A 24,653-nucleotide genomic window follows, 5' to 3' on the forward strand; every position below is an offset into this window, starting at 1 on the left:
TGTTGCCCGGTGGCGCTGTCGCCTACCGGGCCTTCACAACCCGTAGGCCGGGCAAGCGTTAGCGCCGCCCGGCGATGCGCACCCTGACGGTGCGTTTGCACCAGTACTGATCTATGCCGGAGAACACCCCGTGAATGACGCGATCCCCCGCCCGCAGGCGAAAGTCCGTAAAGCGCTGACCCCGCTTCTTGAAATTCGTAACCTCACCAAATCTTTTGATGGCCAGCATGCCGTGGATGACGTCAGCCTGACTATCTATAAAGGCGAAATTTTTGCCCTTCTGGGGGCTTCTGGCTGCGGTAAATCGACCCTGCTGCGTATGCTGGCCGGTTTTGAACAGCCCACCGCCGGGCAGATCATGCTCGATGGTGTGGATCTCTCCAGCGTGCCGCCGTATCAGCGTCCGATTAACATGATGTTCCAGTCCTACGCGCTGTTCCCGCACATGACGGTGGAGCAGAACATCGCCTTTGGCCTGAAGCAGGACAAGCTGCCGAAGGCCGAAATTACCGCGCGTGTGGCCGAAATGCTGAGCCTGGTGCACATGCAGGAGTTCGCGAAGCGTAAGCCGCACCAGCTCTCCGGCGGCCAGCGCCAGCGCGTGGCCCTAGCCCGCAGTCTGGCAAAACGCCCGAAACTGCTGCTGCTCGACGAACCGATGGGCGCGCTGGATAAAAAACTGCGCGACCGTATGCAGCTCGAAGTGGTGGATATCCTCGAGCGCGTGGGGGTGACCTGCGTGATGGTGACCCACGACCAGGAAGAGGCGATGACCATGGCCGGGCGTATCGCGATCATGAATCGCGGGAAGTTCGTGCAGATCGGAGAGCCAGAAGAGATTTATGAGCACCCGACGACCCGCTACAGCGCGGAGTTTATCGGCTCGGTCAACGTTTTCGAAGGGCTGCTGAAAGATCGTCAGGAGGATGGCCTGGTCATCGAATCGCCGGGGCTGCAGCATCCGCTTAAGGTCGATCCTGACAACTCGGTGGTGGATAACGTGCCGGTCTACGTCGCGCTGCGTCCGGAGAAAATCATGCTCTGCGAGGATCCGCCTGCCGATGGCTATAACTTTGCCGTGGGCGAAGTGGTGCACATTGCCTATCTGGGCGACCTGTCTATCTACCACGTGCGTCTGAAAAGCGGGCAGATGCTCAGCGCGCAGCTTCAGAACGAACATCGCTACCGCAAGGGGCAGCCGACCTGGGGTGACGAAGTGCGTCTCTGCTGGGACGCTGACAGTTGCGTCGTGCTGACGGTATAAGGAGCGGCAAATGAGTGCACTTGAACCTCCAGCCCGCGCAGAAAAGCCGGGCGGCCTTGCCCAGTGGCTGACGCGCATGCAGATGAAACACGGCCGCAAGCTGGTGATCGCCTTGCCGTACGTGTGGCTGATCCTGCTGTTCCTGCTGCCGTTTCTGATTGTTTTCAAGATAAGCCTGGCGGAAATGGCGAGGGCGATACCGCCTTACACCAACCTGCTGGACTGGGCCGACGGGCAGCTTACGCTGACGCTTAACCTCGGCAACTTCCTGCAGCTCACCGACGACCCGCTCTATTTCGAAGCCTATCTGCAGTCGCTGCAGGTGGCGGCGATTTCGACGCTCTGCTGTCTGGTGATGGGCTACCCGCTGGCGTGGGCGGTGGCGCACAGCAAGCCGTCGACGCGTAACATCCTGCTGCTGCTGGTGATCCTGCCGTCGTGGACCTCGTTCCTGATCCGCGTTTATGCCTGGATGGGGATCCTGAAAAACAACGGCGTGCTGAATAACTTTCTCATGTGGCTTGGGGTTATCGATCAGCCGCTGACGATCCTGCACACCAACCTCGCGGTCTATATCGGCATTGTGTACGCCTATCTGCCGTTTATGGTGCTGCCGATCTACACGGCGCTGACGCGCATTGATTATTCGCTGGTGGAAGCGTCGCTCGATCTCGGCGCCCGCCCGTTAAAAACCTTCTTCAGCGTCATTGTCCCGCTGACCAAAGGCGGCATTATCGCCGGGTCAATGCTGGTCTTTATCCCGGCGGTCGGGGAGTTTGTGATCCCGGAACTGCTCGGCGGCCCTGACAGCATTATGATTGGCCGCGTACTGTGGCAGGAGTTCTTCAATAACCGCGACTGGCCGGTGGCGTCGGCGGTGGCGATTGTCATGCTGCTGCTGCTGATCGTGCCGATCATGTGGTTCCACAAGCATCAGCAGAAACAGATGGGAGATCACGGATGAACAACTTACCGGTAGTGCGCTCCCCGTGGCGAATTGCGATCCTGGTGATTGGCTTTACCTTCCTGTATGCGCCGATGCTGATGCTGGTGATCTACTCGTTCAACAGCTCTAAGCTGGTAACGGTCTGGGCGGGCTGGTCGACGCGCTGGTACAGCGAGCTGTTCCACGACGATGCGATGATGAGCGCGGTGGGGCTGAGCCTGACGATTGCCGCCCTGGCGGCGACAATGGCGTCGGTGCTGGGCACGATCGCCGCGCTGGTGATGGTGCGCTTCGGGCGTTTTCGCGGCTCAAACGGGTTCGCCTTTATGATCACCGCGCCGCTGGTTATGCCGGACGTGATCACCGGACTCGCGCTGCTGCTGCTGTTCGTGGCCCTGGCACACGCCATCGGCTGGCCGGCGGATCGCGGCATGCTCACCATCTGGCTGGCGCACGTCACCTTCTGTACGGCCTACGTGGCGGTAGTGATCTCCTCGCGCCTGCGCGAGCTGGATCGCTCCATTGAAGAGGCGGCGATGGATCTTGGCGCGACGCCTCTGAAGGTCTTTTTCATCATCACCCTGCCGATGATTATGCCGGCGGTGATCTCCGGCTGGCTGCTGGCGTTTACGCTGTCGCTGGACGATCTGGTTATCGCCAGCTTTGTCTCCGGACCGGGCGCGACGACGCTGCCGATGCTGGTCTTCTCCAGCGTGCGCATGGGGGTCAACCCGGAGATTAACGCCCTGGCTTCCATCATCCTCGGCGTGGTCGGAATTGTCGGATTTATCGCCTGGTATTTGATGGCGCGCGCGGAAAAACAGCGCGTGCGCGATATCCAGCGTGCAAGACGCGGCTGAAGGATTTAAAATTTCCAGTGATGTGCCGCGCATGACGCGGCACTGTTTTTCAGGGAAGTAAAACATTGGGATTATTAAAAAAATCACGTACTACGCACGCGCGACCTAACGTACCTGCTCTGGTTCAGGTGGCGGCGCTCGCCATTATTATGATCCGCTGCCTCGACGTGCTGATGATTCTGAACACCCTGGGCGTGCGCGGCATCGGTGAATTCATTCACCGCAGCGTGCAGACGTGGAATCTGACGCTGGTCTTTTTGAGCAGCCTGGTGCTGGTGTTTATCGAGATCTACTGCGCGTTTTCGCTGGTTAAAGGGCGCAACTGGGCGCGCTGGGTCTATATGCTGACGCAGATTACCGCGGCGAGCTATCTCTGGGCCGCTTCGCTGGGGTATGGCTACCCGGAGCTGTTCAGTATTGCCGGTGAGTCCAAACGCGAGATCCTGCGCGCGCTGTTTATGCAAAAACTGCCGGACATGCTGGTGCTCTTTCTTCTCTTCGTTCCGGCCTCCAGTCGGCGGTTCTTCCGCCTGCAATAATGTGTATAATCGCAGCCCTCGTGATTTTTAAGGTTTTCATATGCAGTGCGCACTCTATGCCGCCGGACGCTGCCGCTCCTGTCAGTGGATAGAACAACCGGTCTCTCAACAACTCACCGCCAAAATGGCCGACCTGCAACAGCTGCTGGCAGAACACGCGGTGGGCGAGTGGTGCGCACCCGTCAGCGGCCCTGAGCAGGGTTTTCGCAATAAAGCCAAAATGGTGGTCAGCGGCAGCGTGGAAAAACCGCTGCTGGGGATGCTGCACCGCGACGGTACGCCGGAAGATTTAACCGACTGCCCGCTATATCCCGCCTCGTTTGAGCCCGTCTTTGCCGCGCTGAAACCATTTATCGCGCGTGCAGGGTTAACGCCTTACAGCGTTGCCCGCAGGCGCGGCGAGCTGAAATACCTTCTGCTGACGGAAAGCCAACTCGACGGCGGCATGATGCTGCGCTTCGTGCTGCGCTCTGAAACTAAGCTGGCGCAGCTGCGCGCGGCGCTGCCGTGGCTGCAGGAACAGCTGCCGCAGCTGAAGGTCATTACGGCGAATATTCAGCCGGTGCATATGGCGATCATGGAAGGGGAGAAAGAGATTATCTTCACCGACCAGCACGCGCTGGCCGAAAACTTCAACGGCGTGCCGCTGTGGATCCGCCCGCAAAGCTTCTTCCAGACTAACCCAACCGTGGCTAGCAGCCTGTACGCCACCGCCCGCGACTGGGTTCGTGCGTTAAACATCCATCATATGTGGGATCTGTTCTGCGGCGTGGGCGGGTTTGGCCTGCACTGCGCCACGCCGGAGATGCAGCTCACCGGCATTGAGATCTCTGCCGAAGCGATTGCCTGCGCGAAGCAGTCCGCCGCCGAACTGGGGTTAACGAATCTGCACTTCCAGGCGCTCGACTCCACGCAGTTCGCGACCGGCCAGGGCAACGTGCCGGAGCTGGTGCTGGTCAACCCGCCGCGCCGCGGCATCGGCAAGGCGCTGTGCGACTACCTGAGCCAGATGGCGCCGGAATACATCATCTATTCCAGCTGCAACGCGCAGACCATGGCGAAAGACATTGCGCAACTACCGGGCTATCGCGTTGAACGCGTTCAGCTTTTTGATATGTTCCCGCATACCGCGCATTATGAAGTGTTGACGCTGCTCGTGAAATCTTAAACAAAATGTGAACTCTTCCCCCGCTCGAAATCAGGTAAGCTTACGTCATAAGACATGAATAAAGGCTTACCCATGAAGCAGATCCTGCTGGTGGAAGACGACCATGATATCGCGGCGCTTCTGCGACTCAATTTAGAAGACGAAGGCTATGCCATCACCCACGAGCCCGACGGGGGCAAGGCCTTACTGCGTCTTGAAAAACAGCCTTGGGATGCGGTGATCCTCGACCTGATGCTGCCCAGCGTTGACGGTCTGGAGATTTGCCGCCGCATCCGTCAGATGACGCGCTACCTGCCGGTGATCATCATCAGCGCCCGCAGCAGCGAAACCGACCGCATCACCGGGCTGGAAACCGGCGCCGACGACTATCTGGCAAAACCGTTCTCCGTGCAGGAGCTGATTGCGCGTATCAAAGCACTGTTTCGTCGCCAGCAGGCGATGGGGCAGGCGCAAACTGACGGACACATTCAGGCGCACGGACTGACCATCGATCCGCTGGCGCGCAGCGTGCTGCTACACGGCCAGGTGGTGGACCTCACCCCGCGCGAGTTCGAGCTGCTCTACTTCTTTGCCCGTCATCCCGGCGAGGTGTTCTCCCGTCTGGCGCTGCTGGAGCAGGTCTGGGGCTACCAGCACGAAGGCTACGAGCACACCGTCAACACCCATATCAACCGCCTGCGCATCAAGATAGAGAAGGACGCCGCCGAGCCGGAGATCATTCGCACCGTCTGGGGCAAGGGCTATAAATTTGCGGAGCCAAATCATGATGCGCCGCTTTAGCCTGAGTCAGCGCCTGACGCTGCTGTTCATCCTGCTGATGATGCTCTGCGCCGCCGTCGCCTGCGCGGTACAGCTCTACACCAGTACGCAGTACGGTAACGCGATGGTGCAGCGGCTGTCGGGCGGGCTGGCGCAGCAGATCGTCCAGCGTGAACCGATTCTGGACGCGCAGGGCAGGGTCGACCGAAGGGCTCTCAAGCCGCTGTTCGATCGGCTGATGACCTTTAATCCGAGCGTTGAGCTGTACGTTGTCTCCCCGGACGGCGATATCATGGCCGATGCCGCACCGCCGGGCCACATTCAGCGGCAAAAAATCGATCTGGCCCCGGTTCAGACCTTCCTGAGCGGTACCGCCATACCGGTCCTGGGCGACGATCCTCGTAGTCAAAATAAAAAGGTCTTTAGCGCCACGCCGCTGCGGCAGGACGGCGAGCTAAAAGGCTATCTGTACATTATCTTGCAGGGCGAGGAGTCAAACGCTCTGGCGGAAATGGCCTGGCACAAGGCGCTGTGGAGTACCGTCCTGTGGTCACTGCTGTGGGTCGTGCTGTTTGGGCTGCTGGCAGGGCTGCTGGTCTGGTACTGGGTCACGCGCCCGGTAAAACAGCTGACGGTGGAGGTCGCCGGGCTGGAGCAGGACAGCATGAGCGCAATCAGGCTGCTGACGGCACAGACGCCGGACACGGCGGCAAAAGATGAAGTGGCGATCCTGCGCAACAGCTTTATCGAGCTGGCGCGCAAAATCACCCAACAGTGGGATCGGCTGGCCGACAGCGATCGCCAGCGTCGGGAGTTTATCGCCAATATTTCGCACGATCTCCGCACGCCGCTGACCTCACTGCTGGGCTATCTCGAAACCCTGTCGCTCAAATCCGCCACCCTGACGCCGCAGGAGCACCAGCAGTATCTCGCCACCGCGCTGCGTCAGGGGCAAAAAGTCCGGCATCTTTCGCAGCAGCTGTTTGAGCTGGCGCGCCTTGAACACGGCGGTATTAAACCCCAGCGCGAGCGGTTCGCAATGGCGGAGCTGATTTCCGACGTGGCGCAGAAGTTTGAGCTCACGGCCCGCACGCGAGAGGTCAATCTGCATATTGACGTGCCGGGGCCGCTGCCGATGGTAAACGCCGATGTGTCGATGATTGAACGCGTGGTGACCAACCTGCTGGATAACGCGATGCGCCATACGCCGGGCGGCGGAGAAATTCGCCTGGCGGTGTGGCAGGAAAATGAACAGCTGCAGGTCGAAGTGTCCGACAGCGGAACGGGCGTGGATGCCTCGCTGCGCGACGATCTGTTCCAGCGGCCATCGGCGTTGAATACCCAGGCATCGCGGGAGAATCGCGGCGGGCTGGGGCTGTTAATCGTGAAACGTATGCTGGAGCTGCACGGCGGCGGGATCAGGCTGATGGAGTCGGTGAGCGGGGCGCGGTTCAGGTTCTTTGTGCCGCTGTGAGAGAGTGCCGGGTGGCGGCTTCGCCTTACCCGGCCTACAGACTACCACCCCCGTAGGCCGAGCCACCCGGCAAAAAAATCTTACTGCGGGAACCACTGATCGCTGATTTTCTGATAGGTGCCGTCCGCTTTAATCGCTTTCAGCGCGCCGTTCAGTTTTTCCAGCAGGGCCTTGTTATCCGGACGTACCGCGATGCCCAGACCCGTACCGAAGTACTGCGGATCGGTCACTTTCTCGGTTGCGGTGCCCAGCTGCGGATTGGTTTTGAGCCACTCGTTCACCACGGCGGTATCGCCGAACACGCCGTCGATACGGCCATTTTTCAGGTCGATAATCGCGTTCTGGTAGCTGTCGTAGGCTACGGTTTTCACTTCAGGATGCTTGTCCTGCAGGTATTTCTGGTGCGTGGTGCCGTTTTCCATCCCGATGCGTTTGCCTTTCAGCTGATCGAAAGAGGTATACGCGCCTTTCTTCGCAATCACCACCGCCGAGTTGGCGTAGTACGGGTCGGTGAACGCCACCTGCTTGCTGCGCTCAGGCGTGATGTCCATCCCGGAGATCACCGCGTCGTATTTTTTGAACTTCAGCGACGGGATCAGGCTGTCAAAAGCATGGTTAGTAAAGGTGCAGTCGGCCTGCATCTGTTTGCACAGCGCTTTCGCCAGATCGATATCGAAACCGACGATCTGGTTGCTGGCATCCAGCGACTCAAACGGCGGATAGGTGGCGGACACGCCAAAATTGATTTTATCAGCTGCGGATGCGCCAGCGGCGAAGGTGGCGAGTAATGCGGCCAGAACTAACTTTTTCATTGTAATGCTCCCGTCTGTCTTATTTATGCGCCGTGTCTGCGGCATGGATGTACAATGCCATTTAATGAATTTGTATGCAATAAAAATGATTAATTATTATTTTTATGGCAAAAAAAAGCGGATAACCAGAAAGTTACCCGCATTGATTAATCACATTTATGCACTTCTTGCCGGGTGGCGCTGCGCTTAGCCCGCCTACGATCTGCGCTCAAACGCCAGCGCTTTACGCTCGATCAGGCGCATCATCAGCGTCAACAGGCCGTTAACCACCAGGTAAACCACGCCTGCGGCACCGAACACCATCACGTCATAGGTGCGTCCATACAGCAGCTGTCCGTGACCCATCACCTCCATCAGGGTGATGGTGTAGGCCAGGGAGGTACTCTTGAACACCAACACCACTTCGTTGGAGTAGGAGGAGAGCGCGCGCTTAAAGGCGTACGGCAGCAGGATCGCCAGCGTGTCTTTCTTGCTCATGCCCAGCGCTCCGCAGGACTGCCATTGTCCTTCCGGAATGGCGCGGATCGCGCCGTAGAACAGCTGGGTGGTATAGGCCGCACTGTTGAGCGAAAGGGCAATCAGGGCACACAGCCACGGTTCAGAGAGCAGATGCCAGATAACCGGATACTCCTGCAGCGACGGGAACTGGCCCGGGCCGTAGTAAATCAGGAAGATCTGCACCAGCAGCGGCGTACCGGTAAACAGGGTGATGTAGCCGCGCACAATCCACACCAGCACCGGCGTTTTCAGCGTCAGAATAATGGTGAAGATAAGGGCCAGGATCAGCGCCACGATAATGGACGCCACGGTCAGCGTCAGGCTGGTGTGCAACCCTTTCATCAGCTCGGGGAAATATTCAAGCATCAGCCTGGTCTCCGTTCAAAGCGCGTCGCACGCAGGTCAATACGCTTGAGGATGTACTGACTGAGCAACGTGATCACCAGGTAGATAGCCGCCGCCACAATGTACCAGGTAAAAGGCTCCTGGGTGCGGGTGGCGATGCTTTTGGTTTGCAGCATCAAATCGTTAACGCTTATCAGGCTCACCAGCGCGGTATCTTTCAGCAGCACCAGCCACTGGTTGCCGAGGCCCGGCAGGGCATGGCGCCACATCTGCGGCATAACCAGACGGAAGAAGATCGCTGATTTCGACAGGCCTAACGCCTGACCCGACTCCCACTGACCCTGCGGCACGGCTTTCAGCGCACCGCGCAGGGTTTGCGACGCGTACGCGGAGTAGAGCAGGGAGAGGGCAATCACGCCGCATAGGAACGGGCTGACGTCGAAGTTTTCAATCTGCATCTGCACCGGGATCTGCGCAAAGCCAAGATTGATCGTGAAACCGTCTGACAGCGTCAGCAGCAGCTGTGAGGAGCCGAAATAGATAAACAGGACCACCAGAATTTCCGGAAGCCCACGCAGCACGGTGACCAGCGCGGAGCCTGTCCAGGCGACGGGGAACCATTTCGCGGATTCCCACACCGCAAAGAACATCGCCAGCACGAGGCCGATAATCAGTGCGCAAACGGCAAGGCCGACGGTCATCCCGGCGGCGCTTGCTAAAGGAAAAATTTCATTCATCAGGAATTACTTCTGGAACCATTTTTTGTAGATGGTTTCGTAGGTGCCGTCTTTCTTCACTTTTTCCAGCGCAGCGTTGAATTTCTGCTGCAGCTCAGTGTTGCCCTGACGAACGGCAATCCCCAGACCGGTACCGAAGTAATCCTTATCGGTCACTTTGTCGCCCACTGGCGCCAGCTTATCGTTGGCTTTCAGCCACTCGGTCACGACTGCGGTATCACCAAATACGCCGTCGATACGGCCATTTTGCAGATCCAGCTTCGCGTTCTGGTAGCTGTCATACGGAACGGTGGTGATTTCCGGATGTTTATCCATGATGAATTTCTGGTGCGTGGTGCCGTTCTGCACGCCAACTTTTTTGCCTTTCAGCTGATCGACAGAGGTGAATTTACCTTTCTGACCAATGAACAGGGCGGAGTTGTCGTAGTAAGGGGTGGTGAACAGCACCTGCTTTTCACGCTCCGGAGTGATGTCCATACCGGCCATCACGGCGTCGATACGGCGGAACTTCAGGCTCGGGATCAGGCTGTCGAACGCCTGGTTGCTGAAGGTACAGGTCGCGTCGATCTCTTTACACAGGGCGTTAGCCAGGTCCACGTCGAAGCCAACAATTTTGTTGTTCGCATCAATCGACTCAAACGGAGGGTAAGAGGCTTCCGTGGCGAAACGAATGGTCTGGGCTGCGGTAGCAGAAAGGGTAACGCCAGCAAGCAGCACGGCAAGTAATACTTTTTTCATTATATTTCCCCTGACACAATCAATGAGATAAATAGTTTTTGAAGGCATCGGTTTGCGGGTTCGCGAAGCAGCTCGCATCACCTTGCTCAACGATATACCCGTTTTCCATGTAGACCACACGGCTGGCGGTTTTACGCGCCACTTCCACTTCGTGGGTGACGATAACCTGCGTAATATTGGTTTCCGCCAGCTCGCGAATGATGCTGACGATCTGGGCGGTGATTTCCGGGTCCAGCGCCGCGGTTGGCTCATCAAACAGCAGTACCGCAGGCTCCATCATCAGCGCGCGGGCAATGGCTACGCGCTGCTGCTGACCACCGGAAAGGTGCAGCGGAAAGCGGTCGCTGTAAGGCTTAAGGCGCAGACGATCCAGCAGCTTTTCAGCGCGAGCGATCGCCTGATCCTTACTTAACCCCAGCACGCGGCACGGCGCTTCAATCAGGTTTTGCAGTACGGTCAGATGCGGCCAGAGATTGTATTGCTGGAAGACCATGCCAACGTTTTGACGCAGTTCGCGAATCGCTTTATCAGACGGCGTTTTCGCGAAATCAAAATGGTTACCGGCAATTGCCAGCGTACCTGAACGGGGCATTTCAAGCAGATTAAGGACGCGCAGAAGGGAGCTTTTGCCTGCACCGCTTGGGCCAAGCAAAACCAGCGTTTCGCCTTCCGGGCAGTTCAGCGTGATGTCAAACAGCGCCTGGTGTGCGCCGTAGAAGCAGTTAATGCCGTTTAGTTTAATACTCATCGGGGCAGTCTTTACTCATCCAGGCAATCTATAGCAATTGAGGCCGCAGATAGTACCGTTGACAGAATAGTTATGCAATATTTATGCGTTAAAAGTTAAATATAACCCGCGTTTCCTCTTAAACATAGCACAAAATAGCGAACGGTAAGGTCGGCGAGTATAAATGTCGGCATTCCGCATGAAATGCCGCACATTTTACGGGGGTTACCGGGTTGAATCGGTGGGTTTAGCGATTCTCAATCGACTGGCGAAGCGTGCCTGCCGGAGCATGAACGCTGCCGCCAACGTAGCGCACGTCATCAACCGCCCAGCACTGTCCTTCACGGATCATCAGTACTTCATCCTGCCAGGTTTGGGTTCCCTGCGTCAGCTTCACGCGCAACGGAATATTGCGGGCATCGGTATTCGGGATGGTTGACGCGCTGGCCACTTCGGCGCTGTCCGGCAGCGTGGTGCGGCTGGAGAACGGATCGGATTTCAGCAATGTGTTGTGCTGAGGATCGCGGGTGGCGTCGTTAAGCAGTTTTGCCAGACCGTCGCTCAGATACGGGCGCAGGCCGGTGAGATCGTTGCTGCGGTGCTGAATGCGATAATCATAGAACTGCTGCGCTACGGCGTCCGGGCCGCCCTCAATGCAGGGGCCGCTGCGGGTACCGATATCCTTAAAGGCTGGCGTGACCGTGGTGGTACAGGCGCTGAGCACCAGCGCGCAGGGCACCAAAAGTGTTAAAGCAGAATAGCGCATGTTGATTTCCTTATTTATTAACTATCCTTTCAATCATAGCGTAACGAACCGATAATGCTGTGCCTAAGGCATTGAACGCTAAAGAAGGAGAGAAACCATGCAGTTTTCAACAACGCCAACCCTGGAAGGACAGACAATAACCGAGTATTGCGGTGTGGTTACCGGCGAAGCGATTCTCGGCGCCAATATCTTCCGCGACTTTTTTGCCGGTATCCGCGATATCGTTGGCGGCCGCTCGGGCGCATACGAAAAAGAGCTGCGCAAAGCGCGCGAAATCGCCTTTAAAGAGCTTGGCGAGCAGGCGGAAGCCCTCGGCGCTGATGCGGTCGTGGGGATTGATATCGACTACGAAACGGTCGGAAAAGATGCCAGCATGCTGATGGTGAGCGTAAGCGGTACGGCGGTGAAAACCCTCCGATGAGGCGTTCGCTTGCCACGCTCCTGCTGGCGCTGCTGCTGGCAGGATGCGTCACGGAAAAAGGGATTATCGACAAAGGCGCCTACGAGCTGGACACGCGCCATCAGGCGCAGGCGGCTTACCCGCGCATCAAGGTGCTGGTGATCCACTACACCGCGGATGACTTTGACAGCTCGCTGGCCACGCTGACTGATAAGAACGTCAGCTCTCACTATTTGATCCCGGCTAAACCCCCGGCACCGGACGGTAAGCCGCGTATCTGGCAGCTGGTACCCGAAAGCGAACTGGCCTGGCATGCGGGCATCAGCTTCTGGCGCGGCACCAACCGCATTAACGATACGTCGGTCGGCATTGAGCTTGAGAACCGCGGCTGGCAAAAAACGTCGGGCGTTAAGCATTTTACGCCGTTTGAGCCTGAGCAAATTGCGGCGCTGGTTCCGCTCGCCAAAGACATTATTACCCGCTACAACATCAGGCCTGAAAATGTGGTAGCCCATTCGGACATCGCCCCGCAGCGCAAAGACGATCCCGGCCCGCTGTTCCCGTGGCAGGCGCTCGCCATGCAGGGCATCGGCGCGTGGCCGGACCCGGCGCGGGTGGCGTTTTACCTGAACGGCAAGCCGCGCGATGAGCTCGTGGAGCCGAAGGTGCTGCTCGATCTGCTGGCGCGCTACGGCTATGAGGTGACCGATAACATGACGAACGCACAGCAGAAGCGCGTTATCGTCGCGTTTCAGATGCATTTTCGCCCGGCGCGCTGGGACGGCGTGGCCGATCGCGAAACGCTGGCTATCGCGGAGGCGCTGTTAGAGCGCTACGGGCAGGGGTAATCCTCCGGGTTACCCGACGCCACTTTACACGGTCTTCTTTTGGACATTTTTTTAATCACATTCACGACGTGAATATTTTATAGTTTCCTCAGTCGAAATTACTCGCAAACGTGTTTGACAATATATCAGCACGACAAATAAGAAATACGGATACGCTTACGTCTTAGCGTTACTTTACATTTGTTAAATGGACTACACATTTATGCGCTGTGATTGCACACGTTCACCTTTTCCAACTTAATATTAATAGGTTTAACTATGTTAAGTATCTACAGTAAAAATAGCCGTCCCAAAGATGAACTCGACGCCATTATCGCGGTAACTGAAGGTTTTGAAGAAAGGACCTTACGAAAATGGCAGCGTATTAGTACAGAGAATAACGAAAATATTCATTTTATCATTAGCGGTGAGGTTGAATTCCGCCGCGAGTCCGATGAACTATGTATGTTCACCTTACAGAATAAATGTATTTTCGGGCTCTCCTCTATTTATTACAACTCAACGCATATGTACGGCCTGGTTCGTTCCAATACCGTGGTGCGGACCATTAAAAAAGATGATTTTGTCCGCCTGATGAACGAAAAAAACCTGTGGGAAGCCTTGAGTAAAGTCCTCTCCTGGTATATTTGCCTGCTCAGCAAACGTGACGAAGTGCTGGTGGCCCGCAGCGCGTACTCGATTGTTCGCGAGTTCTTGCTGGAAATCAACGAACTGATGGTGCACCATCAGCGCGATATCAATGTTTACGACTATATTCAGGAATATACCAGCCTGGCCCGGAGTACCATTATTAAAATCCTCGCTGACCTGAAGAAAGGTAATTATATTCAGGTTGAGAAAGGTCGTCTTATGTATTTGTCAGTATTGCCAGAGAAATATTAATCGCTTTTATCTCCTTTTTAACTGAAAGGAGGGCTATGTTTCAGTAAATTATTTGCCTGCGTTCCTGACGTGGTTTCATCCACGGGAGGCGTGGGCATTTTCCCCTGCGAATAATCTTTTTCCTGCTCTTTTAACGCCTTCAGCAATAATGCCTTTATTGCTCCGTCATCTACTGCCTGACCGGTATTGTCCTGTTCGGGGGAAGCTGCGTTGTTCACTTCTGTTCCTGGTAATGTATCCCGGGAAATATCATGCGGCATTTCACCGTCGGGCGCCTGCTGCCAGTCTGCATCGCCGCTATCAATGGGCATCTCATGCAGCGGCGGCATCTCTTTGGTCACCGGTTCTTGCTTTGGTTCAGGCTGCGGGAACGGTTTACTGACATAGACATAATGCATATCCGATAGCGTCGTTTCTGGCTTAACGGCGCTTGCTTTTACTGGCTCAGGTACGGGATGCCGCAGATCCCAGTAGAGATGAGCATAGAGTCCCGCAGCGATCGTCATCACTATTCCCACCACCCAGATCAGGGTGGCACAGACCACTTTTTTCAGCGAGGGGCGTCGGTACGAAAACCAGACCGGCGCGTTCAGAGTATAGCTGCGCTGGGCAGCCAGAGTGATCGTCGACATTATGAATGCTTCTCCTGCGCGGTGGGGGTCGCAGATATATTTGTGGACTGAATAAGTACGCTTGGCGTAGTCCTGGTTTCACGCATTAACTGCATCAATGTATCTTCACCCGCAATCCCGTCCACATGCAGATGCATTTTCTGCTGAAACTCACGGGTACGCTGCATCAGTTCGGCCGTCCACACCTTGGCGTGGGTTTCGGGCTGATTCAGCGCCAGGCTAAGCTGCTGATCTATCCAGCCCAGATCGTTGGCGCTGCTTTCGGCGCTCACGGCATCTTTCCCCTGCGGCGTCAGGCGGTGCAGCTGGGTGTAATTGCCCGTTGCATGCTGGTTATACCAGCTGCGACTTACCTGCCAGGTGCGATTATTCATCAGCAGATCCAGCGAGTTATCATCCACTCTGGCCACCACGGCATAGTTCAGGTGATCGCCGGTTTTGAGCTCGCCGATCCACGGATAACCCTCTTTTGCCAGCTCTTCGACCGGAGCGCTGCCCTCCTTACACATCAGGTTGACCCGCCCGGCGTTCTGGCAGAGCGCCTCATCCGCCGTGGCGTCATAGCCCCACATGGTATAGAGCTGATGCATCGCATCGGGCTTATTCACCACTTCATTATCAATAACCGGCACCACCGGGGCGTTGGTGTTTGGCGTCTGCGGTTTCCAGCTGGCCATCACGGGCAGCTGTACAGGCAGTCTGGCGGTAATGGTGGGCATCAATGTCCAGCCGCAGGCGGCAAACAGTACAGAGGCAAAAAGGCCCATAACGGCAAGACGTTTGCCCTTCGGTTTCGCCGGCAGAACTTCTCCTGCGGCCAGGCGCAGATGGCGCGGCGATACCTGCGCTGAACGCTCGGTCCAGGCGGCCAGCATCGCAAGATGCGCCAGCTCATTGAGCTTGCCTGTCTGTCCATTGGTCAGAGCGTGCATCTTGCGCACGCGGGCCGGGGTAAACGGCGCGGCGTCGCTGCCATGCGCCTCACACTGGGCCTGAACATAGCTCAGAGACTCGCGGCAGGTGAGGTGCCGGAGCGTGTGATGCGTATGAAGAGATTCACGCAACGCGGACTGCTGAAGGGCGGCCTCCTGGTCGGCCGATCCCATCAGCACAACCGACAGAGGCACACCCAGCTCCTGCGCGCGGGTTAACAACATGGACAGTGCGTCATGGCAATTCGCTTTCATCGACTGAATATGCGAAATGACCAGCACTTTACGCGTGGTTTTGCGGGACAACAACTCGTCCTTCCACTGACGCAGCACAGCATCAATAGCCTGGATCCGGGTTTTGCTCTCTTTAGTGGTGGTGTTGAGTTTATAGAGCAGGCCGCTGGCGCTGAGTTTCGGGAAGGCATTAATCGCAAGCAGCGTGCCGTCATGCGCTTTTAGCGCATCGCAAAACTGCGCGGCGAGATAGCTATCGTTGCTAAAGAGCGCAGTAACGCCTGTTGTCTGGCACTTCTCTTTCAGCAAACCGAACACATCCTGATGATACGGAACAAAAAAATCACCTGGCATCCGGGTGATAGTCCGGAAAGGCTGGGTAGTGAAATTAAAATGGCGCATATACATAGCGTATTACCGTCTCTTTCATTCATAACAAGGAGACGAAAAAGTAAAGGATAGAGACAGAAGGGGCAATTTGAATGCTGGGTAAAAATATTCGCTCTGCGCTTCTATCATAGGTGTATCTCACGATCAATATTTTTCTAAATTATTGTTAGCGCATGTGTGAATGGGCGGGGGCGAGGAAACACACTAGTATTTTGTCACTCACTTATACAGCCCTGTGCTGTGAATTACTGACTGGCAGAAAGGCTCGTTAAAAAATGCGGATGTCATTTGTTACTCAATTGATTATGCCCTGCGTCATGTTTGTGCTGCTTATTTTCTGCGGCCAGCAAGGGTATATGGTTTATAAAGATTATAAGAAAGTGACGAACAGGTTATCTGATTCAAAACAGAAGATGCAAAAAAAAAGTCACGATGAAACCCCGTTTGTACTTTTTACGCCGGCGGTGATGCCAGCGAAACAGCCAGCGGCGGTGAAAAAACAGCTCAGTGCGGAAATCGAAGGTATTCTCAGCAGCGATGAAGCCTGGCTGTCCTTTGCGGTGATAAAAACCCCCGCGGGACAAAAGAGCTATCGCGAGGGCGAAATGCTCGCTGGTTTTGACAATGCCTATATTGCCGAAATTCATCCCGATAATGTGGTGGTGAATTATGAAGGCGCACCGCAGGTTATCTCACTTAAAAAACCAGACTATTTCAAAGGCGGCGTTGACAGTGCCCCGGTAACAAAATCGAAGAAAGATGCAGGGTTGGATAATCTGCATCTGGATGATTATCTGGTGTTAAAGCCGTTAATCGAAAAAGGCCAGCTGGAAGGCTACAACATTAATCCACGCAATGCGTCGCCTTTCTACAGCCATGCTGGCCTGGAAAAAGGTGATGTGGTGGTGAAAGTTGACGATGTGGATATGACTAAAGAGGCGCAGGCAAAAGAGATCGTTGCCCGCTGGTCAAAAATGAAAGCAGCGGATGTCATTATTCGACGTCACGCTCACCTTGAAAATATTCGGGTCAATGTTCTAAACAATTAATAAGTGTACAGACATGAAGAAATTTCCATGGGCGTGCGTAGCGCTGACCGCATTGTCGTTATATTCCGGTTCGCTGTTCGCGGCGAACTTTAGCGCCAGTTTTAAAAATACCGATGTTCGCGAATTTATCGATACCGTCGGGCGTAACCTCAATAAAACTATTCTGGTCGATCCTTCCGTTCAGGGAACGGTGTCGGTCCGCACCTACAACGTACTGACGGAAGATGAATATTACCAGTTCTTCCTCAGCGTGCTGGATCTCTATGGTCTGTCAGTGATCCCGATGGATAACGGGATGGTGAAAGTCGTGCGCTCTTCGGTGGCCCGCATGTCGGGCGCACCGATTGCCGACAGCCAAAACCCCGGCAAAGGCGACGAAATCATCACCCGCGTGGTGCGGATGGAGAACGTCCCGGTACGTGAGCTGGCCCCCCTGTTGCGTCAGCTGAACGACGCCTCCGGCATCGGTAACGTGGTCCATTTTGAGCCGTCAAACGTGCTGCTGTTAACCGGCAAAGCCTCGGTGGTTAACCGTCTGGTGGATCTGGTGCAGCGTGTGGATCAAAGCGGCGTCCAGCGCCGTGAAATCGTGCCACTGCGTTTTGCCTCGGCCAAAGATCTTTCTGACATGTTGAACAATCTCAACAACGAAGAGCAGAAAGGGCAAAATGCCCCTCAGCTGGCGACCAAAGTGGTCGCCGACGATGAAACCAACAGCCTGGTGATCAGCGGCAGCCCGGACGCGCGTCAGCGCACCCGGATGCTGATTTCCCAGCTCGATCGCGAGCAGAACAACGAGGGCAACACCCGCGTCTTCTACCTGAAATACGCCAACGCCACCAAAGTGGTGCCGGTGCTGACGGGGATCGGCGAGCAGCTGAAAGATAAAGCGGGCGGTGGCAAGAGCAAAGCCGCGCCGATGGCAGGTGACCTGAATATTACCGCCGACGAGTCTACCAATTCACTGGTGATCACCGCCCAGCCAAATGTCATGAACTCGCTTGAAAAAGTGATCGACAAGCTGGATATCCGCCGTCCGCAGGTGCTGGTGGAGGCGATTATCGCCGAGGTACAGGACGGTAACGGTCTGGATCTGGGCGTGCAGTGGACCAGTAAACACGGTGGGGTTCAGTTTGGTTCGACCGGCCTGCCGATCAGCCAGATCAAGAAGTCCAAAGTCATTGGCAGCTATACGGGCCTGGCGACCGGCTTCTTTAACGGCGACTTCGGCGCGCTGATGACGGCGCTGTCCACTAACGGCAAAAACGACATTCTGTCGACGCCGAGCGTGGTCACGCTGGATAACAAAGAGGCGTCGTTCAACGTCGGTCAGGACGTGCCGGTGCTTTCCGGTTCGCAGACCACCAGCGGTGATAACGTCTTTAACTCGGTGGAGCGTAAGACCGTTGGTACCAAGCTGAAAATCGTTCCGCAGATCAACGATGGCGACATGATCCATCTGAAGATCGAGCAGGAGGTCTCCAGCGTGGACAGCAACGCGACGGCTGACGCCAGCCTCGGCCCAACCTTCAACACCCGCACCATCAATAACGAAGTGATGGTCCACAGCGGGCAGACGGTGGTGCTGGGGGGGTTGATGGAAAACGTCACCAAACAGTCGGTTTCGAAAGTGCCGTTGCTGGGCGATATTCCAGTGGTGGGACAGCTGTTCCGCTATACCTCGCAGGACAGCGCCAAGCGTAACCTTATGGTGTTTATCCACACCACCGTACTGCGCGACGACGACAACTACAGCGCGGCTTCGAAAGAGAAATATGACCAGATCCAGGCGCGTCAGCAGCAGCGTATGGAGGAGCATAAGCTGGGTATTATCGAGAATGCGGACAACCCAATGCTGCCAGCCTATCCGTCCCAGAGCCACGCCGCACCGGTGAGCGCCAGTGCGCCGGTGTCGTCCCGCAACCCGTTTAAAGAATAAGGCGCAAGCGACATGACCGAGATGAGTAATGCGCTCTGTACCAGCACCTGGGCGAAAGAGAACGGGGTTCTGTTCTATAACGACGAGGTTTATATCCGCGAGGATGCGCAGGCGTATGCCCTGCTGGAGATGCGCCGCGTGCTGGGGCGCTCCTATGCCCCGACGATCTTGACGGCGGAAGCGTTTGACGAACTGCTGACCAACATCTGGCAGCAGAACAGCGGCGTCTCGCAGCAGCTGGTGGACGACATGGACGCCGATATTGACCTTATGGCGTTAACCGAGGAGATCCCTGACAACGAAGATCTGCTGGATAACGACGAGAACTCGCCGGTGATCCGCCTGATCAACGCCATTATGGGTGAAGCAGTGAAAGAGGGGGCCTCCGATGTTCACATCGAGACCTTCGAGCGCACCCTGAGCATTCGTTTTCGCGTTGACGGCGTGCTGCGTCCGGTGCTGCAGCCGGCGCGCAAGCTCGCGCCGCTGCTGGTGTCGCGTATCAAAGTGATGTCCAAACTGGACATCGCCGAAAAACGTCTCCCCCAGGACGGTCGTATCTCGCTGCGCATTGGTCGTAAGGCCATTGACGTGCGTGTCTCCACTATTCCGTCTCAGTACGGCGAACGCGTGGTGATGCGTCTGCTGGACAAAAGCAACCTTAAGCCGGACATCAACAAGCTCGGTCTGATTGACGAAGAGCTGGTGAAGTTAAAGGGACTGATTGAACGTCCGCACGGCATCATCCTGGTGACCGGCCCGACCGGTTCGGGGAAAAGTACCACCCTGTACGCGCTGCTTTCGGCGCTTAACGGCCATGAACGCAACATTCTGACCGTGGAAGATCCGATCGAGTATGAACTGGAAGGGGTCGGGCAGACCCAGGTCAATCCGCGCGTGGACATGACCTTTGCGCGCGGGCTGCGCGCCATTCTGCGCCAGGACCCGGACGTGGTGATGATCGGGGAAATTCGTGACGGTGAAACCGCGCAAATCGCGGTACAGGCCTCGCTCACCGGTCACCTGGTGATGTCCACGCTGCACACCAACAGTGCCGCGGGCGCCATTACCCGTCTGCGTGATATGGGGCTGGAGTCATTTTTAATTGGTTCGTCGCTGCTTGGCGTCATTGCCCAGCGTCTGGTGCGTCGGCTGTGTCCGCACTGTCGCACGACCAGTCCGCTGGATGACAATGAGAAAGCGCTGTTCACCTTTATGGAAACGCCGCCGAAAGCGATTTATCGCGCCGTGGGCTGTGAACAGTGTCGCCAGAGCGGCTACCAGGGACGCGCAGGCATCCATGAATTTCTGGTGGTCGACAGCGCCATGCGGCGTGCGATCCATGAAGACAAAGATGAGATGTCCATCGAAACGCAGCTTTTCAAAGAGGCCTACAGCCTGCGTGAAAACGGTCTGCTGAAGGTGATCTCCGGCGTGACCTCGCTGGAAGAGGTGATGCGCGTCACCGCCGAGCGCGGAGGGGATGCGTAATGGCCTGGTATGCGTGGTCCGCGACGGATGCCGCGGGGAAAACGCAGCGCGGCAATCTGCAGGCCGAAGGGCCAAAGCAGGTGCGCCAGATGCTGCGTGAACAGAAGCTGATGCCGGTAAATATCTCCCCAATCAGCGATCCGGCGGCAGGAAAAAACGCCCGTAAAGGGGCAAAACTGTCGATTCCAGTGCTGTCGATGTTTACCCGACAGCTCGCGACGCTGGTCAATGCCGCGCTGCCGCTGGAGAGTGCGCTGAAGGCGATTGCGAAGCAGACGGAAGATAAAACCCTGGCAGCGATGGTGACCGAGATCCGCGACAAGATTGTGGAAGGTCACACGCTGTTCGACGCCTTCAGCCAGTTTCCGCGCAGCTTCGACAAGCTCTACTGTACCCTGGTGATGGCCGGTGAAAAGACCGGCCATCTCGGTGGCGTGCTGGAAAAGCTCGCCGAGTACAACGAGCAGCGCCAGAAGATGAAAAGCAAGCTTACCCAGGCGATGGTCTACCCCATCACCCTGACGGTGGTGGCGATCGCGGTGATCTCCATTCTGCTGGTCGCCGTGGTGCCCCAGGTCATCGACCAGTTTACCCACATGAAACAAGAACTGCCCGTGACCACCCGCACGCTGATTGCGGTAAGCGACTTTTTACAGGCCTGGGGAATCGTTATCGCCAGCGGCCTGTTCGGGGCGTCGGCGAGCTTTAAATTTTGGATAAAAAAAGAAAAGAACCGATTTGTTTATCATCGGTGGCTGTTGCTAAAGTCGCCGCTGAAGAAACTGGTCTGCGCCATTAACAGCGCGCGCTACATCCGCACGCTGAGTATTTTGCAGGCCAGCAGCGTTCCGTTGCTGGAGGGGATGTATATCGCGATGGACGGGATTGAAAACCTCTATGCCCGGCAGGTGCTTGAGCAGGCGGCGGACACCGTGCGCCAGGGGGCATCCCTCTACAACGCGCTGGAACAGGCGAGAATTTTCCCACCCACCATGCTCTACATGGTGGCTTCCGGGGAGGAGAGCGGCGAGCTGGGCTCGTTGATGGATCGTGCGGCGGAAAACCAGGAATCTGCATTACAGCATCGAATTACGTTAACGCTGTCGGTATTTGAACCGGCACTGGTAGTAACTATGGCGACCGTTGTTTTATTTATCGTTCTTTCAATATTACAACCGCTTCTTCAACTTAATAATATGGTAGGTTAATCATGTCAGTTAAAAAAAATAGCCTGAAGCGTCAGGCGGGATTCACGCTGCTCGAATTAATGGTAGTGATCGTTATTCTCGGTGTGCTGGCCAGTATGGTCGTGCCTAATTTAATGGGCAATAAAGAAAAAGCCGATATTCAGAAAGCAACCAGCGATATTGTGGCGCTGGAAGGTTCGCTGGATATGTATAAACTCGACAACCATCGCTATCCGACTACCGAACAGGGGCTGCAGGCGCTGGTGACCAAACCTGAAATTGCGCCCATTCCGAAAGGCTACCGCGACGACGGCTATATTCGCCGCCTGCCGCAGGACCCCTGGGGCAACGACTATATTCTGGTCAGTCCGGGTGAGCATGGTGCTGTCGATATTTTCTCAGCCGGACCGGATGCAGAAGCGAATACTGCCGACGATATCAGCAACTGGTCTTTTGATAAAAAAGATAAGTAATGAATAAGCAACGTGGATTTACCCTGCTGGAAATTATCGTGGCGCTGGTGATATTCGCCCTGAGCGCCATGATGGTGGTCACCACCATTCCATCACGCAGCGGCGCAGATACATTTGGTCAGCAGCTAAAATCCCTCGTTGAATATGGTTCTGACCGTGCGGTAATGGACGGAAATATTGTCGGGCTGGTGATGACCTCGTCAGAATTTAAGCTGGTTACACAGGTTGGAAATAACGGCGAACGCCACTGGGCACCGTTAAAGGCGGGGCGGATCGCCACCCGCGGCGAGTTTCCGGAGGAGATGCATGTCTCCCTCTCGCCGCGAACGCTGGCGGCCACGCTGAACGATGAACCGCAAATCATTTTTTTGCCGGACGGCGAGCTTAGCCGCTTCACGCTCAGCCTCGAAAGCCTGGATAAAAAGCAGCGCTTTCACGTGACGTCGCAGGGCTCTGTTCCCGTGGTGGTGGAAAACGATGACTAAACGCAAAACCAACGAGCAGGGGATGACCCTGCTGGAAGTGATGGTGGCGCTGGTGATTTTTTCCACCGCGGCGCTGGCGCTGATGAACTCCGTCACCCTCAACGTGCGCTTCACCCACAGCCTGTCAGAAACGCTTCAGGCCAGCTGGGTGGCGGAAAACCAGCTGGCGCAAGCGCAGCTGGCTCAGACCGATTTCCCGGACGCAGAGCAGGAGGGCACCGAAACCATGGGCGGACAAACCTGGACCTGGCATATCCAGCGGGTAAAAACCGCCGAAAATACCTTTGCCGATGAGGTTCGTGTGTACAGCGAAGGAAGCGATGCGCAACCGGTTGTGGCGCTTCAGCTCGCCGAACCGGAGGTGGATCGTGAGTAAGGTGCAGCGTCAGCAGGGTTTTACCCTGCTGGAAATCATGATTGCGCTGGCTATCTTCGCGGTGATCAGCATTCTCGCCTGGCAAATTCTTGACGGGGCGATGCGCACCTCGACGGCCAGCGACGAGGCGGCGACAAAGGTGACGGCGCTTCAGCGTACGTACAACCTGCTCTCGCGTGACTTTTATCAGCTGCAGGCGCGCGCGCCGCGCAACAGCGGCGAGGTGTTCGTTCAGCAGCCGAATGGTCTGGAAATGACAACCCTGAACGGCATCAGCGGCCAGGTGCAGCTGGAGCGGGTGCGCTGGACGTTAAGAGACAAGCGCCTGTGGCGCAACGTCCGGGCTGCCATCGATGGTCCCGCCAGCGCGCAGCCGGAAGAAGTGCCGATTTTAAGCGAAGTGAAAGCGCTGAAATGGCGCTTCTGGCACGAAGGCTGGCAGGAGAAATGGACCGACGTCGCCCATCAGCCGGACGGCGTTGAGCTGAATCTGACCATGGAAAACGGCGAAACCTGGCGCTGGGTTTTTATCACTCCCGGCGATATGCCTGAGATCCAGGCAGCGTCAAAAGAGACCAATGCGAACCCGGCGCAGCCGGCAGCGGAGAATGCGGCCCAGCCCGTAACAACCCCGCAGCCCGATACGGCAGTACAGCCAGGAGTGAGTTCATGAGCGGCAAAACAGCGCGAAAAGAGCGCGGCGTGGCGCTACTGGTGGTGCTGATCCTGCTGGTGATGATGTCCGCCCTGGCGGCGAAAATCAGTCAGCAGTTCTGCCGCCACCTGCAAAAAACGCATTATCAGGTCAGCCAGCAGACGCTGCGCTGGGCCATTGCCCGTCAACAGAAGGTACTGGAAAACGTATTGCAGAAAGCGGCCAGTTCAGAAGGGGCGGGCCTGTCGCCGCAAGGTGACTGGGCGCAGCCGCTGGAAACCCACGGGGATAATTACACTGTGGTGAGTCAGGTAGAAGATGCCCGGACCTGCTTTAACGTCAACAGTCTGCTGGCCGTTGACGCCGCGCCAGCGGCGCCGGCCGACGCTGCTGCGCTACCGGAAAAACCGGTGAAAGAGCAGATTATCGAACAACTGCTGACAGAAAGTGGTGTCGGTACGCTGGCGGCAGAAGAGATTTACCAGCAACTGGTGGATTATCTTGACGCCGACGACGTGACGGCGAAACAGGGCCAGGAGGCCGACGCCTGGGCAAGCGTTACTCCCGCCCGTGGTCCAGCGAATCAAATGATGCGCACCATTAACGAAATCAGACTGCTGCCCGCCTTTCCGCAGGAGGCGTGGCCGAAGGTCAGCAAGCTGCTGTGCGCCTTGCCGGATACGGATGGCACCCTAAATGTGAATACCTTAACACGGGAACAGGCGCCGCTGCTGGCGGCGGTTTTTACCGGCGTGTTAAACACGGATGACGCTGCCCGCCTGATCGATTCACGCCCGGAAGAGGGATGGGAATCGCTGGAGGCGTTCAGCAAAGTGCTGGAGAGCACCTATCCGCAGACCAAAGATATCCTGGCGCAGATTCAGGACAGGGTTGCGGTCAACACTCGCTATTTTCGGGTGGATACCATCGGCAATACCGATGATTTAACGCTGCGCGTCGTCAGTCAGCTTCACGTTGACAGTGAGGCGGGTAAGGTCGTGACCTGGCAACGCCGCTTCCGAATGGTTGAATAAGATAAGTAGAAGA

At 56.4% G+C, this 24,653-nt stretch carries 27 protein-coding genes; 19 read left to right on the forward strand and 8 right to left on the reverse strand.

Features of this window, described 5'->3' with window-relative positions; all coding sequences use genetic code 11:
- Positions 1-130: 130 nt before the first annotated feature.
- The 7 genes from potG (at position 131) to INF68_RS03630 (ending at position 7,010) form a co-directional block, all read left to right on the forward strand.
- Positions 131-1,264, forward strand: coding sequence for a putrescine ABC transporter ATP-binding subunit PotG (potG, locus tag INF68_RS03600; protein ID WP_024907855.1), 1,134 nt, complete (start codon positions 131-133; stop codon positions 1,262-1,264).
- Between the two features lie 10 nt (positions 1,265-1,274).
- Positions 1,275-2,228: a putrescine ABC transporter permease PotH gene (potH, locus tag INF68_RS03605; protein ID WP_109845978.1), complete on the forward strand. Its 954-nt coding sequence runs from the start codon at positions 1,275-1,277 to the stop codon at positions 2,226-2,228.
- On the forward strand, positions 2,225-3,070 hold the full coding sequence (potI, locus tag INF68_RS03610; RefSeq protein WP_023310934.1) for a putrescine ABC transporter permease PotI: 846 nt from the start codon (positions 2,225-2,227) through the stop codon (positions 3,068-3,070). Before potH ends, potI begins: the two co-directional genes overlap by 4 nt.
- Positions 3,071-3,135: 65 nt before the next feature.
- Positions 3,136-3,609 (forward strand): YbjO family protein, encoded by a 474-nt coding sequence (locus tag INF68_RS03615; protein WP_109845979.1) that lies wholly within the window; start codon positions 3,136-3,138, stop codon positions 3,607-3,609.
- A 40-nt stretch (positions 3,610-3,649) separates the two neighbouring features.
- Positions 3,650-4,777 (forward strand): 23S rRNA (uracil(747)-C(5))-methyltransferase RlmC, encoded by a 1,128-nt coding sequence (gene rlmC / locus INF68_RS03620; protein WP_126786618.1) that lies wholly within the window; start codon positions 3,650-3,652, stop codon positions 4,775-4,777.
- Between the two features lie 72 nt (positions 4,778-4,849).
- Entirely contained in the window at positions 4,850-5,557 is a 708-nt protein-coding gene (locus tag INF68_RS03625) for a response regulator transcription factor (protein WP_126786619.1), read from the forward strand.
- A complete protein-coding gene (locus tag INF68_RS03630; protein WP_126786620.1) occupies positions 5,541-7,010 on the forward strand; it encodes an ATP-binding protein in 1,470 nt (489 codons plus the stop codon). The genes INF68_RS03625 and INF68_RS03630 overlap by 17 nt, the downstream gene beginning before the upstream one ends.
- An 80-nt stretch (positions 7,011-7,090) precedes the next feature.
- On the opposite strand, the gene artJ is transcribed toward INF68_RS03630, so the two are convergent.
- The 6 genes from artJ to INF68_RS03660 form a co-directional block, all read right to left on the reverse strand.
- Positions 7,091-7,822, reverse strand: coding sequence for an arginine ABC transporter substrate-binding protein ArtJ (gene artJ, locus INF68_RS03635; RefSeq protein ID WP_033145047.1), 732 nt, complete (start codon positions 7,820-7,822; stop codon positions 7,091-7,093).
- A 195-nt stretch (positions 7,823-8,017) separates the two neighbouring features.
- Positions 8,018-8,686 (reverse strand): arginine ABC transporter permease ArtM, encoded by a 669-nt coding sequence (artM, locus tag INF68_RS03640; RefSeq protein WP_033145048.1) that lies wholly within the window; start codon positions 8,684-8,686, stop codon positions 8,018-8,020.
- Positions 8,686-9,402 (reverse strand): arginine ABC transporter permease ArtQ, encoded by a 717-nt coding sequence (gene artQ / locus INF68_RS03645; protein WP_023310941.1) that lies wholly within the window; start codon positions 9,400-9,402, stop codon positions 8,686-8,688. Before artQ ends, artM begins: the two co-directional genes overlap by 1 nt.
- A gap of 6 nt (positions 9,403-9,408) precedes the next feature.
- The gene (gene artI, locus INF68_RS03650) at positions 9,409-10,140 is read right to left on the reverse strand and encodes an arginine ABC transporter substrate-binding protein ArtI (RefSeq protein ID WP_008500032.1); all 732 of its coding nucleotides are present in this window, start codon (positions 10,138-10,140) and stop codon (positions 9,409-9,411) included.
- 19 nt (positions 10,141-10,159) lie between these two features.
- A complete protein-coding gene (artP, locus tag INF68_RS03655; RefSeq protein ID WP_047061479.1) occupies positions 10,160-10,888 on the reverse strand; it encodes an arginine ABC transporter ATP-binding protein ArtP in 729 nt (242 codons plus the stop codon).
- 226 nt (positions 10,889-11,114) lie between these two features.
- Positions 11,115-11,633: a lipoprotein gene (locus INF68_RS03660; protein ID WP_045403666.1), complete on the reverse strand. Its 519-nt coding sequence runs from the start codon at positions 11,631-11,633 to the stop codon at positions 11,115-11,117.
- A 97-nt stretch (positions 11,634-11,730) separates the two neighbouring features.
- Between INF68_RS03660 and INF68_RS03665 the strand changes: the two genes are divergently transcribed.
- From INF68_RS03665 to INF68_RS03675, 3 genes are all read left to right on the forward strand, one after another.
- A complete protein-coding gene (locus tag INF68_RS03665; RefSeq protein ID WP_023310944.1) occupies positions 11,731-12,054 on the forward strand; it encodes a heavy metal-binding domain-containing protein in 324 nt (107 codons plus the stop codon).
- Positions 12,051-12,881, forward strand: a complete 831-nt coding sequence (locus INF68_RS03670; RefSeq protein ID WP_126786622.1) for an N-acetylmuramoyl-L-alanine amidase — start codon at positions 12,051-12,053, stop codon at positions 12,879-12,881. The genes INF68_RS03665 and INF68_RS03670 overlap by 4 nt, the downstream gene beginning before the upstream one ends.
- A gap of 258 nt (positions 12,882-13,139) precedes the next feature.
- Positions 13,140-13,763 carry a helix-turn-helix domain-containing protein gene (locus tag INF68_RS03675; RefSeq protein ID WP_126786623.1) on the forward strand — a complete coding sequence of 208 codons (624 nt, stop codon included), beginning with the start codon at positions 13,140-13,142 and terminating at the stop codon, positions 13,761-13,763.
- 17 nt (positions 13,764-13,780) lie between these two features.
- Here INF68_RS03675 and INF68_RS03680 read toward each other — a convergent pair whose 3' ends face one another.
- Positions 13,781-14,395 (reverse strand): hypothetical protein, encoded by a 615-nt coding sequence (locus INF68_RS03680; RefSeq protein ID WP_126786624.1) that lies wholly within the window; start codon positions 14,393-14,395, stop codon positions 13,781-13,783.
- A complete protein-coding gene (locus tag INF68_RS03685) occupies positions 14,395-15,969 on the reverse strand; it encodes an ExeA family protein (RefSeq protein ID WP_126786625.1) in 1,575 nt (524 codons plus the stop codon). The genes INF68_RS03680 and INF68_RS03685 overlap by 1 nt, the downstream gene beginning before the upstream one ends.
- 299 nt (positions 15,970-16,268) lie before the next feature.
- Between INF68_RS03685 and INF68_RS03690 the strand changes: the two genes are divergently transcribed.
- The 9 genes from INF68_RS03690 to gspK are packed head-to-tail and all read left to right on the forward strand — an operon-like array spanning position 16,269 to position 24,640.
- Entirely contained in the window at positions 16,269-17,000 is a 732-nt protein-coding gene (locus INF68_RS03690; RefSeq protein ID WP_109845988.1) for a type II secretion system protein N, read from the forward strand.
- A gap of 13 nt (positions 17,001-17,013) precedes the next feature.
- A complete protein-coding gene (gspD, locus tag INF68_RS03695) occupies positions 17,014-18,939 on the forward strand; it encodes a type II secretion system secretin GspD (protein ID WP_109845989.1) in 1,926 nt (641 codons plus the stop codon).
- Positions 18,940-18,951: 12 nt separating this feature from the next.
- On the forward strand, positions 18,952-20,430 hold the full coding sequence (gspE, locus tag INF68_RS03700) for a type II secretion system ATPase GspE (protein WP_109845990.1): 1,479 nt from the start codon (positions 18,952-18,954) through the stop codon (positions 20,428-20,430).
- Positions 20,430-21,638, forward strand: a complete 1,209-nt coding sequence (gene gspF, locus INF68_RS03705; protein ID WP_109845991.1) for a type II secretion system inner membrane protein GspF — start codon at positions 20,430-20,432, stop codon at positions 21,636-21,638. The genes gspE and gspF overlap by 1 nt, the downstream gene beginning before the upstream one ends.
- Positions 21,639-21,640: 2 nt before the next feature.
- A complete protein-coding gene (gene gspG, locus INF68_RS03710) occupies positions 21,641-22,090 on the forward strand; it encodes a type II secretion system major pseudopilin GspG (protein ID WP_126786626.1) in 450 nt (149 codons plus the stop codon).
- Positions 22,090-22,575, forward strand: a complete 486-nt coding sequence (gene gspH / locus INF68_RS03715) for a type II secretion system minor pseudopilin GspH (protein WP_109845993.1) — start codon at positions 22,090-22,092, stop codon at positions 22,573-22,575. The genes gspG and gspH overlap by 1 nt, the downstream gene beginning before the upstream one ends.
- Complete coding sequence (gene gspI / locus INF68_RS03720) at positions 22,568-22,951, forward strand: type II secretion system minor pseudopilin GspI (RefSeq protein ID WP_109845994.1); 384 nt, start codon at positions 22,568-22,570, stop codon at positions 22,949-22,951. The genes gspH and gspI overlap by 8 nt, the downstream gene beginning before the upstream one ends.
- Positions 22,944-23,624 carry a type II secretion system minor pseudopilin GspJ gene (gene gspJ, locus INF68_RS03725; protein ID WP_126786627.1) on the forward strand — a complete coding sequence of 227 codons (681 nt, stop codon included), beginning with the start codon at positions 22,944-22,946 and terminating at the stop codon, positions 23,622-23,624. Before gspI ends, gspJ begins: the two co-directional genes overlap by 8 nt.
- Positions 23,621-24,640, forward strand: a complete 1,020-nt coding sequence (gspK, locus tag INF68_RS03730) for a type II secretion system minor pseudopilin GspK (RefSeq protein WP_109845995.1) — start codon at positions 23,621-23,623, stop codon at positions 24,638-24,640. The genes gspJ and gspK overlap by 4 nt, the downstream gene beginning before the upstream one ends.
- The last annotated feature ends 13 nt before the right edge of the window (positions 24,641-24,653 follow it).

It is taken from the genome of Enterobacter cloacae complex sp. P16RS2, from assembly GCF_014982155.1.
GTDB lineage: Bacteria > Pseudomonadota > Gammaproteobacteria > Enterobacterales > Enterobacteriaceae > Enterobacter > Enterobacter cloacae_M.